Origin of the sequence: Variovorax boronicumulans NBRC 103145 (genome assembly GCF_001591345.1) — a bacterium.
GTDB lineage: Bacteria > Pseudomonadota > Gammaproteobacteria > Burkholderiales > Burkholderiaceae_C > Variovorax > Variovorax boronicumulans.
On record NZ_BCUS01000062.1, the window covers coordinates 1 to 13,224 of the forward strand.

Consider the following 13,224-nt stretch of genomic DNA (forward strand, 5'->3'; position numbering starts at 1 on the left):
CCTTCGAGTGTCCGGGGAAGATCACTTATCACTCGGTGCAGCGGAAGTTGGCTGGGCCGGTGCAGCAGGGCTATCCGCTGCCGCAGTTTCCGCAGAGCGTTTGCGTGGAATGCCTGCTCCACGCCATGCAGTCGGGCCAAGCATTGGCCGCGAAGAATGGCTAGCGTCGAATGGATCGACCCGCCACAGCACGGCTCAGCCATGCTGATCCAACAGCGGCTGACTACGGAGCCCGTTGCCTCGGGCACCTACGCGCTGCTGGACATGGCGTTCGCTCCAGAACTGGCGTCGCAGTTGAAGCACGCGGCTGGCGCGCACCCACTCGTAAGCCTCTACACAGACCTGTACAGCGGCCCGGGCCTCGATGCGATCGCTCCGACGCTGCTGGAGTTGCCCGCGAATGACGATGACCGACTGCCACTTCTCGAGCGACTGCTACGCCTGACCAGCGGCAAGCCGATGCTGAGCATCATCGCCACGGACTTGCCTGCAGGGTCACTCGCGCTGCATTTTCAGCAGCAGATGGAGGCCGTGACACCGGACAAGAAAGCTTGGATGCTCCGGCTGGCGGACACCCGGTCGTTTCACGCGCTGCTCGAGGTGTTCACACCCAGTCAACGCGAACGGCTTCTCGCGGGCGTGAAGCACTGGCACTACCTCGGGCGCGACGGGCAACTCGTCTCCGTATCCGGCACGTCGCCCCAGGCAGCGCCAGAGACCCAGCCCTATGAATTGGAGGACCTCCAGCATGAGCGGCTGCAGCGCCTTGCATTGCCGGACGCCCTGCTCTTCAACATCGTGCGGCGCCCCGATCTGTTCGGCCCGTTGCACGGGCGAGTCTCCGTCGCGCATGCATGCATCGAAGACGCACTGGAAAAATTGACCCCGACCGCCGAACTTCACGACGCAAGACTCTATGGCGCCGTGATTTCGGCGCTTTCCGAACAACAACTGATCCTGGATGAGGTGGCCTGACGCATGCCGAAAATTCGCGCATTGAAATCGCTGCTTCTTGCGTTGTGGGCGATCTTGCTGGTGGGCACCTTGACGACTGGCTGCGATGCCAAGGAAGCCACGCCTTCCGCTGCCGAGGAAAACGAGATCGGGCTGCAGGTCGAAGGGCTGAACTACTCTGGCGTTCCCATCGGCGTCTTCTATGTGAACGACCAGTGGGCTGGCAATGTCGGCATGTATGCAGGTGGTCGCAGTGTTGCGACCAGCATCGGACTTCCAAAGGTCTGGCGACCAGGCCTCAAGGTCACGATCAAGTGGCGCAACGACGTGCTGTACGCAAAGGATCCACAAGGCCTGTACACCCACGTGCTGGAAATCCCGCCATATGGCGACATGCTGCAAGGCAGCTTGTGGGTGGCCTTCTTGCCCAATGACCACATTCAAATCTATGCGTCCAACTACGGACCGGGGCACCTCAAATTTCCCAACAGGGACCTGATCAATCCACGGGACTATTGCCTGATTCGTCCCGCTTGCCATGACAAGTACTACCCACAGGCACGCGTGCCGGAACTCTGGGAAGTCTATTCACCGTTTCGATTGTCCGATCCTCCGACCGAGCAAGAAAGACAAGAAGCGATGCGGCAATCGCCTGAACTCAGCCAGTTGAGCCTCGAGCCATGACGACAAGCAAGCTCTTGGAATCCATTGGCGAAGATTCCCTGGCACTGACCGGAGCACACAAGGTGCTCTTTCTTGCCGGCCATAGCCCCTGCCGCCTCTCCCTGCAGCAAGGAGCGGTACTTTGGCGGAGACTCCGCGCATTGAAATCGTTGCTACTCACGTCGTTGGCTATCTTGCTGGTCAGCACCTTGCTGATTGGATGCGATGCCAAAGACGCGACACCAGCAGGTGCCGAAGAGAAAGAGATCGGATTGCAGGTGGAAGGGCTGAACTACTCCGGCGTTCCTATTGGCGTTTTCTATGTGAACGACCAGTGGGCTGGCAATGTCGGCACATTTGCGGGTGGCCATAGCGTCGCCACCAGCATCGGGCTTCCCCGCGTCTGGCATACCGGCCTGAAGGTCACTGTGAAGTGGCGAAACGATCTGCTGTATGCCAAGGACCCCAAGGGTCTCTACACCACAGTAGTGGATGTTCCGCAGTACAGCGACTTTCCCGGTGGTTCTTTATGGGTCGCGTTCTTGCCGAACGATCAGATCAAGGTCTTTGCGTCGCAGTACGGACCAGGCCACCCCCAATTTCCCGATCCGGAGCTCATCAATCCACGGCAGTACTGTCTGATTCGTCCGACATGCCGCGACCAGTTTTATCCGGGAGAGCGCGTCCCCGAAGCATGGGAAACCTTGCCGATTGCACTGCAGCCTTCGCCCCCTCCAGCTTCTGTCGCAGTCACTCCTCCGCCAAAGGAGCCTGAAAAAAGGCCCACGCGATGACAACAAGCAAAGCACTTGAATCCATTGGAGAAGACCCGTTGGCCCTGACCAGGGTGCAAAAAGCGCTCTGCCTCGCACAACAATCCTCGACGGCCAATCTCCCCTGTAGCAAGGAGCTGCACTACGGCTTCTTCTTCGATGGCACCAACAACAATCGCTTGCGCGACACACCGAGCAAGAGCCAGAGCAATGTGGCTCGGCTCTATGACGTGTTTGACGCGAATCCTGCCGAACACGCCCGCATCTACGCTGCGGGGGTAGGCACTCCGTTTCTGAAGGAAGTCGGTGACAGCGGACTGGGTGCTGCCGCCAATGCAGGCTTGGGAGCAGGTTGGGGCGGTGAAGCGCGCATCAACTGGGCACTATTGCAATTGCACGACTCGCTGTATCGGCACTTCTTCACCGGAAACTTCAGCGCCTCACTCGGCACCAGTGACATCGCCACAGTCAAGGTGATGTCGGCCGACATCAATATGTCGCCCGCAGCCATTCGCAATCTTGGAAAGAGTGAAGTCCAGATGCTTCGTGAAGTGGGGCTGACCGACAAGCTGGGGAACATTCTTGATACGACAGTCACGTCTGTACGGGACAAGGCGCGCGGCGACGTCCTTCGAGAGCGCCGTCAACAACTGTGGAGCAAGCTGAGCGGTCTGGTCCAGCGCAAGCCCAAGCTGGAGAAGTTGTGCATTTCGGTTTTTGGCTTCTCGCGTGGTGCGGCTGAAGCGCGCGCTTTTTGCAACTGGCTGCGCGATGCGGTGGACCCCGATTTCACACTCGCCGGAATCAAGGTCGAGGTCGTTTTTCTCGGGATCTTCGACACAGTCGCCTCAGTGGGGTTGGCACAAAGCGCGTTGATCCGGGACGGGCACGACGGCTGGGGACGTCCAAAGGATCTTGCCGTCCCAGCCTATGTGAAACGCTGCGTGCATCTCGTGTCGGGACATGAGGTGCGTGGCTCGTTTCCGCTGGATCTGGCGGGCGGCGACGGCATCGAAGTGGTCTACCCAGGCGTGCATTCGGATGTGGGTGGCGGCTATCCGCCGGGAGAGCAGGGTCGCGGGTGCGCAACGGGCTCCGCTCTCGCACCAAACGACAGTGCAAAGCTTTCGCAAGCGCCGCTGTGCCACATGTTCCGCGAGGCTGTCGCAGCCGGCGTGCCGCTGAATCCCCATGCGCCAGGCGTGACACAGGAAATGCGCGACGCCTTCAAGGTCGCGCCTGCGCTGCGCGAAGCCTTCAATGCCTATGTAGCGGCCGTCAAGCCGCTGCTCGGCGATGGCATCAGTACCCCGGCCGCCATGCAGACCCACTACGGGCTCTACGTACGCTGGCGTCGGCTTCGCCTAGGCCCGACCGGCGCTGAAGCCCTTGAGGCACAGGACTTCCTCAAACGCGCCAAACAGTTCAAGTACGGGCAGGACTACACCGACTTGACGCTTGCCAACGCCGAGCTTCGAGACGAGTGGAAGGCCGTCAAGAAGGACGAGAACAATCCTGTGTATGAGGAAACCTTGCTCGGCACGCTCTTGAGGCACAGTGCCGTCTCAACATACCTCGCGGACTGGATATGGGGCGAAAAAGTACGGCAGTGGAAAGACGTTCGGCGGCACTGGAACAGTCCCGACCCACTGCCCTCGGCTGTCGTTCGTTTGCTGGACGACTATGCCCACGACTCGCGCGCCTGGTTCAAGCCGACGGGCGAAACCAATGAATCGACCTGGCGTGCGAAGCAAACAGAACGCATGGCCCAACTCGAGGCCAAGGATGCAGCCAACAAGGAAGGAGAGCGCAGGAACCGTGCAATTCTCGACACAGCGCAAGAGGCTGCACGCAGAGGGCGACCGGTGTACGCCCCCACGATCTATCCACCACCACCCGCTCTCACTAAGCAGGAACTCGCCGATCTGACGGCTTACCGCAAGGACAAGACCCTTCCAACCGAAACCGGCTCTCGCGAGCCCAGCTCGATCTGGGGCTACCTGCGCTGGCGCACGCTGTACCGAAACGGTGTGGCGTTGACCAACAAGGAGCGTCTGGACTCCTACATTTCGGCGCAACCACCCAAGGAGCCACCGCCCATGGATGCAGAAGGGATGCGGCAGATCATGAGCACCAAGGGTATCGGGGACATATTCAGCGGCATGCGTTGAGCCCTATATCCCCGGACAGCACACTCAACGTGCGCTTCTTTGTCGACGACCCTGCTCGAGGGGTCATCTCCGACACCAAAGACTCACCTCGGACTCGACTGTTCGGTGACGCCGGATCCAAATGAATCCGATCGCCCTCATCCTGGTCGTCGGCACCCTGCCGTCGGTGGTCTGCACGCTCTTCCTGATCGGCCATCGCGCACGCCCCCGTCCGTCTTGGGCTCCTCGCTTGAAGAAGGCCTGGCTGTTCGTGCTCGTTCTGGCTGGCACCGCGTTGCTCTACCTCGGTGCGCGCTATGTGCTTGTCGATGCACGCGATGCAGGCGCACGTCTCGAGACTTACATGGCCGCCGTGACGTTCACACCCTGCATCGTTTCAGGACTCGTCGCCCTGTTCCTCAAGCCTTGACGGCCGCCCTCATTCACCCAATGCGCGCGATCGCCGTCCCGGCCGCCACATAGCCACCGGCCGCAGCGGCGAAGACGATGCGCCCCGCGCGGTGCGCGACCACCTGCATCTCCATCTTCATCGCCTCCATCACCGCGATCACGGCGCCTTCGGCGACCTCGTCGCCGTCCGCGACTTTCCAGCCTTGCAGCGTGCCCGACACCGGCGCAGCCACAGCAGCGGCATCGGCCGCCGGTGCGTTCGCAACAACGCCAGGCGCAGCAGCACCCCCGCCACCCGCCGACGCCAACCCGCGCAGCAACTCCGCCGGCAGCCCCAGCGACATGCGTCGCCCGTCGACCTCGATGGCGGTGCGGTGCAGCGAGGCATCCGGCAGCGGATCGGGCCGCATGCCTGCCGCTTCGTCGTTCGCAAAGTCGGTTTCGATCCAGCGCGTGTGGACCTTGAAGGCATCTTCCGACACGAAGTCGGGGTGCGCCATCACCGCGCGGTGAAACGGCAGCACCGTGGCCAGGCCTTCGATGCGGAATTCCTTGAGCGCGCGGCGTGCGCGTGCGATGGCCTGGGCGCGCGTGGCGCCGGTGACGATGAGCTTGGCCATCAGCGAATCGAAGGTGCCGGGCACCTGCGAGCCGGCGTCCACGCCGGTGTCGACGCGCACGCCCGGGCCCGAGGGGGCGTCGAACACGTGGACGGGGCCGGGTGTCGGCAGGAAGCCGCGGCCCACGTCTTCGGCGTTGATGCGGAATTCGAAGGAATGGCCGCGCGGTGCGGGCGTTTCCTTGACGGACAGCGGCAGGCCTTCGGCGATGCGCAGCTGTTCGATGACGAGGTCGATGCCGGTGGTCTCCTCGGTCACGGGGTGCTCGACCTGCAGGCGCGTGTTGACCTCGAGAAAAGAGATCGCGCCGCTCGCGCTCAGCATGAACTCGACGGTGCCGGCGCCGGTGTAGCCGGCGGCCGCGCAGATGTCGCGTGCCGACTGGTGGATGCGCTCGCGCTGTGCGTCGCTCAGGAAGGGCGCGGGCGCTTCTTCGACCAGTTTCTGGTTGCGCCGCTGCAGCGAGCAGTCGCGCGTGCCGAGCACGACGACGTTGCCGTGCGTGTCGGCGATGACCTGGGCCTCGACGTGGCGCGGGCGGTCGAGGAACTGCTCGACGTAGCACTCGCCACGGCCGAAGGCGGTGATGGCTTCGCGCACGGCCGATTCGTAGAGGCCTTCGACTTCGTCGAGCCGCCACGCGACCTTGATGCCGCGCCCGCCGCCGCCGAAGGCCGCCTTGATGGCGATCGGCAGGCCGTGCTGTTCGGCAAAGGCGAGCACCTCACCCGCGTGGCTGACCGGGTCGGCCGTGCCCGCGACGAGCGGCGCGCCGACCTTCAGGGCGAGCTTGCGGGCCTGCACCTTGTCGCCCAACGTGGCGATGGCCGAGGGCGAAGGGCCGATCCACGTCAGGCCGGCGTCGATCACGGCCTGCGCGAAGGCCGCGCTTTCGGAAAGGAAGCCGTAGCCAGGATGCACGGCATCGGCGCCGCTGCGCTTGGCGATGGCCAGCAGCTTGGGAATGTTCAAGTAGGTGTCGGCCGGGCGGTGGCCGTCCAGGCCGTAGGCCTCGTCGGCGCGGCGCACGTGCAGCGCATTCAGGTCGGGATCGGCGTAGACGGCGACCGACTGCACGCCGTGGTCGGCGCAGGCGCGTGCGATGCGCACGGCGATTTCGCCGCGGTTGGCAATCAGGACTTTTTTCATCGCAGGACTCTCGATCTCAAAGTTCGATGGGGCCGTAGCCGTCCATCGGTTGGAAGCGGACGCGGGCGTTCACGGGGATCTGCCCCGCACGGTCCAGGTGGTGGGTGGCGACCGACGCGATCACGGGGTAGCCGCCGGTGAGCGGGTGGTCGGCCAGGAACAGCACGGGCTGGCCGCTGGGCGGCACCTGGATCGAACCGCGCGCCGTGCCTTCGCTGGGCAGCTCGGCGCTGTTGGCGCGCACCAGAGGCTCTTCGCCGTTCAGGCGGATGCCGACGCGGTTCGACTGCGGTGTCACCGACCACGGCTGGCTGCACAGGCGCTCGACGGCGTCGGCGGTGAACCAGTCGGTGCGCGGGCCGAGCACGATGTCGAGCACGACTTCATCCTGCAAGGTGGGCAGGTCGGTCGGCGGTGCTTCGTTGGCACCGACGACTGCGCCGGTGGCGACGCTGCGCACAGGCAGCACATCGCCCGCGACCACAGCCGGCGGGCCGATGCGGGCCAGCGTGTCGGTCGCGCAGCTGCCGAGCACGGGCGTCACGGCAAAGCCGGCGCGCACGGCCAGGTAGCTGCGGATGCCGGCGACGGGCTCGCCGACAGTGACGGTGTCGCCGTCGGCCAGTGCGACCGGCTGGTAACGCGGCAGCGGCCATTGCGCGCCGTCGGCACGGGTCAGCATGAGCGGGCCGTCGGCGCCGGTGACGGCGATCACTGCGTTGCCGCGGCAGACGAACTGGAAGCCGCCGTAGGCGAGCTCCAGGCAGGCCACGTCCGACGCATTGCCGACCAACCGGTTCGCCGCCTGCAGCGAGCGCTGGTCCATCGCACCGGAGGCGGACACGCCCTGCCGCGCCTGGCCATGGCGACCGCCGTCCTGCCACAGCGCTTGCAAGCCAGCGGCGCGAACTTCGAACGCGCTGTCGCCATCAACGGCCACGGGCGCGGGCGCTGCGACCACGGGCTCGACCACCGGCAACGCCACCTTCAACGACGAGGCATCGACAAAGCGCACCGCATCGCCCGGCTGCAGCAGCGCCGGCGTTTCGCGCGACAGGTCCCACATGGGCGTGTCGGTCACGCCGATGATCTGCCAGCCGCCGGGGCTGGCCTGCGGGTACACGCCGCTGAAGCTGCCCGCGAGGCCGACCGCGCCGGCCGGGATGCGGGTGCGCGGCACCGCGCGGCGCGGCACGTTCAGGCTGGGGTGGCCGCCGCTCAGGTAGGCGAAGCCGGGCGCGAAGCCGGTGAAGGCGACGGTGTAGTCGCTGCCGGTGTGGCGGCGCACCAGCTCGTCGGGCGTGATGCCGAGCAGGCCGGCCACTTCGGCGATGTCTTCGCCGTCGTAGCGCACGGGGATCTCGATGCGCTTGTCGATGCGCGTCTCGCGGGCGTCGAGCGTTCGCTGGCGCACGGCGTGTGCCAGCGCAGCCGCCGACAGCACGGCGGGGCGGAAGGTGATGAGGATGGTGCGCGCGGCGGGCACCAGCTCGTCGATGCCGGCGACAGGCTCGGCGCGCAGCGAGGCCAGCAGCGCGAGGGTCTGCGCCAGGTCGTCGAGCTCGACCAGCACGGCATTCAGATTGACGCGAAGAAAGCGCATCGAGGTCGTCATGCGGTGGTGGCCTCGGCGAAGGGGCGGATCGTCACGCCGGCCTGCACGAGCCGCTCGCGCACGCGGCGCGCCATCTCGACCGCGCCGGGGCTGTCGCCGTGCACGCAGATCGAATCGGCGCGGATGCGCACCACGCTGCCGTCGATGGCGGTGACGGTGCCTTCGTGGGCCAGCCGCAGCATGCGCTCGGCCACGTCGTTCGCGTCGTGCAGCACGGCGCCGGGTTCGCGGCGCGACACCAGCGTGCCCTGCGGGGTGTAGGCGCGGTCGGCAAAAGCCTCGGCCACCACGCGCAGGCCCTGGGCCTCGGCCCAGCCCACGAGCGGCGAGCCCGCGAGCGCGACGAGGACCAGGCTGGCGTCGATCTCGCGCAGGGCGGCGATCACGTCGCGCGCCTGGCGCTCGTCGTGCGCGATGGTGTTGTACAGCGCGCCGTGCGGCTTCACGTAGCGCACCTCGGTGCCGGCCGCGGCGGCCAGGCCCTTCAGGGCGCCGATCTGGTAGATCACGTCGGCGCGCAGGTCGGCGCTGTCGACGTCCATGTTGCGGCGGCCGAAGCCGACGAGGTCGCGGTAGGCCACGTGGGCGCCCACGGCCACGCCGCGTTCCTTCGCCTGGCGCAGCGTGCGCAGGATGCCCGCGGGGTCGCCGGCGTGGAAGCCGCAGGCCACGTTGGCGCTGCTGACGATGTCGAGCATGGCGGCGTCGTCGCCCATGCGCCAGACGCCGAGGCTTTCGCCGAGGTCACTGTTCAAGTCGATGTTCATCGGGGTTCTCCGGCGTGCACGGCACGCCTCAGGAATCAATGCAGCCGGCCGGCGGTTTCGCGCACGTCGTGGCGCACGGTGAGCGCGGTGCGGATCGCCACGCGGAAGGCCTCGACCTGCGCGGCCAGCGCCATGCTCGCCACGCCGGGTTTCGAGGCGGCCTGCTCGGGCAGGTAGGGCACGTGGACGAAGCCGCCGCGCGTGTGCGCCAGCGCCGGGCGCGTCGCGAGCCGGTGCATGAGCGCGTAGAAGATGTGGTTGCACACGAAGGTGCCGGCGCTGTTCGACACGGCCGCGGGCAGGCCCGCCGCGCGCATGTCGCGCACCATGGCCTTGATCGGCAGCGTCGAGAAGTAGGCCGCCGGGCCGTCCCTGACCACGGGCAGGTCGATGGGCTGCTGGCCGGCGTTGTCGGGAATGCGCGCGTCGTCGATGTTCAGCGCGGCGCGCTCCATCGAGATCTCGGTGCGCCCGCCCGCCGCGCCGATGCACAGCACCAGCTGCAGTGGCGGACCGATCAATGCAGCATCGAGCGTGTCGATGGCGCGGCCGAACACGCAGGGCAGCTGCACCGCCTGCACCACGGCGCCTTCGCAGGTCCAGCCATCGAGCGCGCGGGCGATCTCCCACGCGGGGTTGACCGGGTCGTTCTCGAAGGGCTCGAAGCCCGCGAGCAGCACGCGGCGTGCCTTGGCATCGGTGGCTGTGGTCATGCGCGGTGCCTCAGCGGAACATCAGGAAGTACAGCAGGAAGATGTTGACCACCAGCAGCGCGGCCGCGGTGGGTATCTGCACCTTGATCACCGCGTTCTTGTCGGGCAGCTCCAGCAGGGCCGCGGGCACGATGTTGAAGTTGGCCGCCATCGGCGTCATGAGCGTGCCGCAGTAGCCCGAGAACATGCCGATGGCCGCCATCACGGCCGGGTCGCCGTGGTACACGCCCACCAGCACCGGCACGCCGACGCCGCCCGTCATCACCGGAAAGGCCGCGAAGCCGTTGCCCATGATGATGGTGAACAGGGCCATGCCCAGCACGTACACCGCGACGGCGACGAAGCGGATGTCCATGTTGATGTAGCTGGTGGTGATGTGCGCCACCGCCTTGCCCACGCCGGCGTCGGAGAACACCAGGCCCAGCATGCCGAGCATCTGCGGCAGCACCACGGCCCAGCCGAGCGCGTCGGTCAGGCGGCGCGACTCGCGCATGCCCTGCACGGGCGTCTCGCGCGTCAGCCAGCAGGCCAGCGCCAACGCCACCACGCAGCCGATGCCCAGGCTCACCAGCGTGGTGTTCTTGGGGTCGAGCAGCAGCGTGCCGCCGAGCTTGATGTGGCTCATGCCCACGGTGCCGATCACGGTGACCAGCGGAATCGCCAGGGCCGGAATGAACAGCTTGTTGCCCAGGCGCGTGGCGCTGGCCTGGTACTGCTCAGGGGTGGGTTCGCGGTGCTTGCCCGCGCCGACGCCGCGCAGGCCGGCAATGACGGCCATGCCGATCGCACCGGCGCCCACGAGCGCAGGCGGCAGCTTGTCGCCGACCAGGAAGACCAGTGCATAGATGCCCCAGAAGAGCGCGCTGGTGTAGCGCTTGGGGTGCTGGCGGTCGGCCAGCGTCATCACGGCCGTGACGGCAAGGATGAAGCCGACCAGGAGGTACAGGTGCTGGATCGAGAGAATCATGATGCTCAGCGTCCTTCCTTGGCGGGCACGGCGGTGGCGGGCACGTCGGCCTCTGCAGCGCCGCCCAACTCACGGGCCAGCGCCTGGTCGAGCCGGCGCAGGCGCCAGGCGTGGATGATGAAAGCGGCAATGGCCGTGGGAATGCCCCACATCGCGATGTGCAGCGGCTCCACGTCGATGCCGGCTTCGTGCAGGAAGGTGGTCATGAGCACGATGGCGCCGAAGGCCACGAAGATGTCTTCGCCGAAGAACAGGCCCACGTTGTCGGTGGCCGCGGCATAGGCGCGCAGCTTGTGGCGGATGCGGTCGGGCAGCTTGCCGTAGCGTGTCTCGGTGGCGCCTTCGGCCATCGGCGCGAGCAGCGGACGCACCATCTGCGGATGGCCGCCCAGGCTGGTCAGGCCCATGGCCGCCGTGAGTTCGCGCGCCGCGAGGTAGACGATCAGCAGGCGGCCGGCGGTGGCCGACTTGATGCGGCTGATCCAGTTCTGTGCGTGCTGGCGCAGGCCGTGGCGCTCCAGCAGGCCGATCACTGCCAGCGGCAGAAGAATGATCAGCGGCAGGTTGCGCGTCTTGATGAAGCCGGTGCCGATGGCCGTGAGGATCGCCATCGGGCCGAAGCCGGCGGCGAACGCCGTGACGATGGCCGTGACGATCACCACCAGCATCGGATTGAAGCGCAGGATGAACCCCGCAATGATCACGGCCACGCCGATCAGCGGCCACAGGGGGACTTCAGGTGTCATGGTTGGTCTTTCGTTGCAATGCAAAACACCGGTGCAGGGGCACCGGTGCGGTCGATTGATGCAAACCTCATGCCAATGAATGAGCAATTCATTTCTTATGAATCACTCATTTCAAACAAGTTGTTGAACAATTTCATGTAGTGTGCCCAACAACAGTGCCTGAATACCCCCATGGAAACCCTGAAACGGGCGCGTTTCGGTGCACGGGCGCGGCGCGGCACGGGGGCCGTCTGTTACAACGCAGGCTCGCTGCGCCCCTCTCTTTTCCCCTCCGACCGACCGGCATGACCCGACTGGATTCCCCCGCTTCCCCCATCTCGCCGGCCGCCGGCGCGCTCACGCTCAACGACCGCGTGGCCGAGCTGATCCGCCAGAAGATCGTGAAGGGCGAGTTCTCGCCGGGGCAGCGGCTGTCGGAGGCCGCGCTGGCCGACAGCCTGGAGATTTCGCGCAACACCCTGCGCGAGGTGTTCCGCACGCTGACCAAGGAAGGCCTGCTCAAGCACGCACCGAACCGCGGCGTGTTCGTGGCGGTGCCGAGCATCGCGTCGATCATCGACATCTACCGCGTGCGCCGGCTCATCGAGTGCCAGGCGCTGGCGCAGGCCTACCCGCGCCACCCCGCCAAGAAGCACATGCGCGAGGCGGTCGAGATGGCATTGAAATGCCGCGACGCCGGCGACTGGCTGGGCGTGGGCACGGCCAACATGGAGTTCCACAAGGGCATCGTCGAGCTGGCCGACAGCGAGCGGCTGAACGTGCTGTTCGCCCACATCCTGGTCGAGCTGCGGCTGGCCTTCGGGCTGCTGAAAGACCCGGAGTTCCTGCACGCGCCCTACGTGGACATGAACACGAAGCTCCTCGAGCTCATCGAGGCCGGCAAGTTCGCCGAGGGCTCGGCGGCGCTGAACGACTACCTGATCCACTCCGAGCGCATCGTGCTCGCCGTCTACGCGCGGCAGATGACGGACGTGGAATAGGTCGCCCCGGGCTCCGCATCAACGCACCTGCGCGGGCGAGGTGCTGAAATAATGGTCACCCCGCCACCCCCACCGCCGGATGCGCCATGACCCTGTCCGCCTACCTGCTGTTCCTGCCCGCCTGCTTCGCCATCAACATGGCGTTCGGCCCCAACAACCTGCTGTCGGTCACCAATGGCGCGAAGCACGGCGTGTCGCCGGCGGTCATCGCGGCGAGCGGCCGGCTCGTGGCCTTCGCGGTCATGATCGCCATCGCGGGCCTGGGCATGGGCGCGGTGCTGGTGGCGTCGGAGCTGGCCTTCGACGTCATCAAGTACATCGGCGCCGCGTACCTCGTGTGGATCGGCGTCCGGCTGCTGCGCGCGCCGGCGCCGCCCGCGCAGGTGCAGGCGCACGAGGCCGCACCGCCGTCGATGCGCGCGCTGGTGCGCCAGGAGTTCACGGTGGCGGCCGGCAACCCGAAGGCGATCCTGGTGTTCACCGCCTTCTTCCCGCAGTTCGTGGTGCCCGGCGCGTATGCGTCGAGCTACGTGCTGCTGGGCGTGACCTTCCTGGTGTTCGAGCTGGTCGCGATCGCGCTGTATGCGCTGCTCGGCGCGCGCATGCGTCGCCTGGCCAACGGCAGCCGCGCGATGCGCTGGTTCAACCGCGTGAGCGGCAGCATGATGGTCGGCTTCGGGCTGATCCTCGCGTTCACGCGCCGGCCTGCTTGAGTG

General features: G+C 66.3%; 13 protein-coding genes. 7 read left to right on the forward strand and 6 right to left on the reverse strand.

The window, feature by feature from the left end; genetic code table 11:
* Window positions 1-201: 201 nt before the first annotated feature.
* The 5 genes from VBO01S_RS18235 to VBO01S_RS18250 all read left to right on the forward strand — a co-directional run bounded on the left by VBO01S_RS18235 (window position 202) and on the right by VBO01S_RS18250 (window position 4,970).
* Window positions 202-975, forward strand: a complete 774-nt coding sequence (locus VBO01S_RS18235) for a DUF4123 domain-containing protein (protein ID WP_062477399.1) — start codon at window positions 202-204, stop codon at window positions 973-975.
* 3 nt (window positions 976-978) lie between these two features.
* Complete coding sequence (locus VBO01S_RS18240) at window positions 979-1,638, forward strand: DUF3304 domain-containing protein (RefSeq protein WP_062477401.1); 660 nt, start codon at window positions 979-981, stop codon at window positions 1,636-1,638.
* Complete coding sequence (locus tag VBO01S_RS31885) at window positions 1,635-2,411, forward strand: DUF3304 domain-containing protein (RefSeq protein WP_082818190.1); 777 nt, start codon at window positions 1,635-1,637, stop codon at window positions 2,409-2,411. The genes VBO01S_RS18240 and VBO01S_RS31885 overlap by 4 nt, the downstream gene beginning before the upstream one ends.
* Window positions 2,408-4,561, forward strand: coding sequence for a T6SS phospholipase effector Tle1-like catalytic domain-containing protein (locus VBO01S_RS18245; protein WP_082818191.1), 2,154 nt, complete (start codon window positions 2,408-2,410; stop codon window positions 4,559-4,561). The genes VBO01S_RS31885 and VBO01S_RS18245 overlap by 4 nt, the downstream gene beginning before the upstream one ends.
* A gap of 121 nt (window positions 4,562-4,682) precedes the next feature.
* Window positions 4,683-4,970: a hypothetical protein gene (locus VBO01S_RS18250; RefSeq protein WP_062477407.1), complete on the forward strand. Its 288-nt coding sequence runs from the start codon at window positions 4,683-4,685 to the stop codon at window positions 4,968-4,970.
* Window positions 4,971-4,983: 13 nt separating this feature from the next.
* Here VBO01S_RS18250 and VBO01S_RS18255 read toward each other — a convergent pair whose 3' ends face one another.
* From VBO01S_RS18255 to VBO01S_RS18280, 6 genes are read right to left on the reverse strand one after another with little or no spacing between them, the layout of a single operon-like run.
* Window positions 4,984-6,720 (reverse strand): acetyl/propionyl/methylcrotonyl-CoA carboxylase subunit alpha, encoded by a 1,737-nt coding sequence (locus VBO01S_RS18255; protein WP_062477410.1) that lies wholly within the window; start codon window positions 6,718-6,720, stop codon window positions 4,984-4,986.
* A 16-nt stretch (window positions 6,721-6,736) separates the two neighbouring features.
* Entirely contained in the window at window positions 6,737-8,323 is a 1,587-nt protein-coding gene (locus VBO01S_RS18260; RefSeq protein WP_062477484.1) for a 5-oxoprolinase subunit B/C family protein, read from the reverse strand.
* Between the two features lie 8 nt (window positions 8,324-8,331).
* Window positions 8,332-9,102, reverse strand: coding sequence for a LamB/YcsF family protein (locus VBO01S_RS18265; protein ID WP_062477412.1), 771 nt, complete (start codon window positions 9,100-9,102; stop codon window positions 8,332-8,334).
* A gap of 35 nt (window positions 9,103-9,137) precedes the next feature.
* Entirely contained in the window at window positions 9,138-9,815 is a 678-nt protein-coding gene (gene pcp / locus VBO01S_RS18270) for a pyroglutamyl-peptidase I (protein ID WP_062477415.1), read from the reverse strand.
* 10 nt (window positions 9,816-9,825) lie between these two features.
* Window positions 9,826-10,782: a DUF979 domain-containing protein gene (locus tag VBO01S_RS18275; RefSeq protein ID WP_062477418.1), complete on the reverse strand. Its 957-nt coding sequence runs from the start codon at window positions 10,780-10,782 to the stop codon at window positions 9,826-9,828.
* A 5-nt stretch (window positions 10,783-10,787) separates the two neighbouring features.
* Complete coding sequence (locus VBO01S_RS18280; RefSeq protein ID WP_062477421.1) at window positions 10,788-11,528, reverse strand: DUF969 domain-containing protein; 741 nt, start codon at window positions 11,526-11,528, stop codon at window positions 10,788-10,790.
* Window positions 11,529-11,812: 284 nt separating this feature from the next.
* On the opposite strand from VBO01S_RS18280, the gene VBO01S_RS18285 reads away from it, so the two are divergent.
* Both VBO01S_RS18285 and VBO01S_RS18290 read left to right on the forward strand, forming a co-directional pair.
* A complete protein-coding gene (locus VBO01S_RS18285) occupies window positions 11,813-12,508 on the forward strand; it encodes a GntR family transcriptional regulator (RefSeq protein WP_062477424.1) in 696 nt (231 codons plus the stop codon).
* 86 nt (window positions 12,509-12,594) lie between these two features.
* Window positions 12,595-13,221: a LysE family translocator gene (locus tag VBO01S_RS18290; protein WP_062477427.1), complete on the forward strand. Its 627-nt coding sequence runs from the start codon at window positions 12,595-12,597 to the stop codon at window positions 13,219-13,221.
* The last annotated feature ends 3 nt before the right edge of the window (window positions 13,222-13,224 follow it).

What these genes read in the sequence shown, in the direction of transcription:
- VBO01S_RS18235 (WP_062477399.1), top strand. Translation starts at nt 202, where the DNA reads ATGCTGATCCAACAGCGGCTGACTACGGAGCCCGTTGCCTCGGGCACC.
- VBO01S_RS18240 (WP_062477401.1), top strand. Translation starts at nt 979, where the DNA reads ATGCCGAAAATTCGCGCATTGAAATCGCTGCTTCTTGCGTTGTGGGCG.
- VBO01S_RS31885 (WP_082818190.1), top strand. Translation starts at nt 1,635, where the DNA reads ATGACGACAAGCAAGCTCTTGGAATCCATTGGCGAAGATTCCCTGGCA.
- VBO01S_RS18245 (WP_082818191.1), top strand. Translation starts at nt 2,408, where the DNA reads ATGACAACAAGCAAAGCACTTGAATCCATTGGAGAAGACCCGTTGGCC.
- VBO01S_RS18250 (WP_062477407.1), top strand. Translation starts at nt 4,683, where the DNA reads ATGAATCCGATCGCCCTCATCCTGGTCGTCGGCACCCTGCCGTCGGTG.
- VBO01S_RS18255 (WP_062477410.1), bottom strand. Translation starts at nt 6,720, where the DNA reads ATGAAAAAAGTCCTGATTGCCAACCGCGGCGAAATCGCCGTGCGCATC.
- VBO01S_RS18260 (WP_062477484.1), bottom strand. Translation starts at nt 8,323, where the DNA reads ATGCGCTTTCTTCGCGTCAATCTGAATGCCGTGCTGGTCGAGCTCGAC.
- VBO01S_RS18265 (WP_062477412.1), bottom strand. Translation starts at nt 9,102, where the DNA reads ATGAACATCGACTTGAACAGTGACCTCGGCGAAAGCCTCGGCGTCTGG.
- pcp (WP_062477415.1), bottom strand. Translation starts at nt 9,815, where the DNA reads ATGACCACAGCCACCGATGCCAAGGCACGCCGCGTGCTGCTCGCGGGC.
- VBO01S_RS18275 (WP_062477418.1), bottom strand. Translation starts at nt 10,782, where the DNA reads ATGATTCTCTCGATCCAGCACCTGTACCTCCTGGTCGGCTTCATCCTT.
- VBO01S_RS18280 (WP_062477421.1), bottom strand. Translation starts at nt 11,528, where the DNA reads ATGACACCTGAAGTCCCCCTGTGGCCGCTGATCGGCGTGGCCGTGATC.
- VBO01S_RS18285 (WP_062477424.1), top strand. Translation starts at nt 11,813, where the DNA reads ATGACCCGACTGGATTCCCCCGCTTCCCCCATCTCGCCGGCCGCCGGC.
- VBO01S_RS18290 (WP_062477427.1), top strand. Translation starts at nt 12,595, where the DNA reads ATGACCCTGTCCGCCTACCTGCTGTTCCTGCCCGCCTGCTTCGCCATC.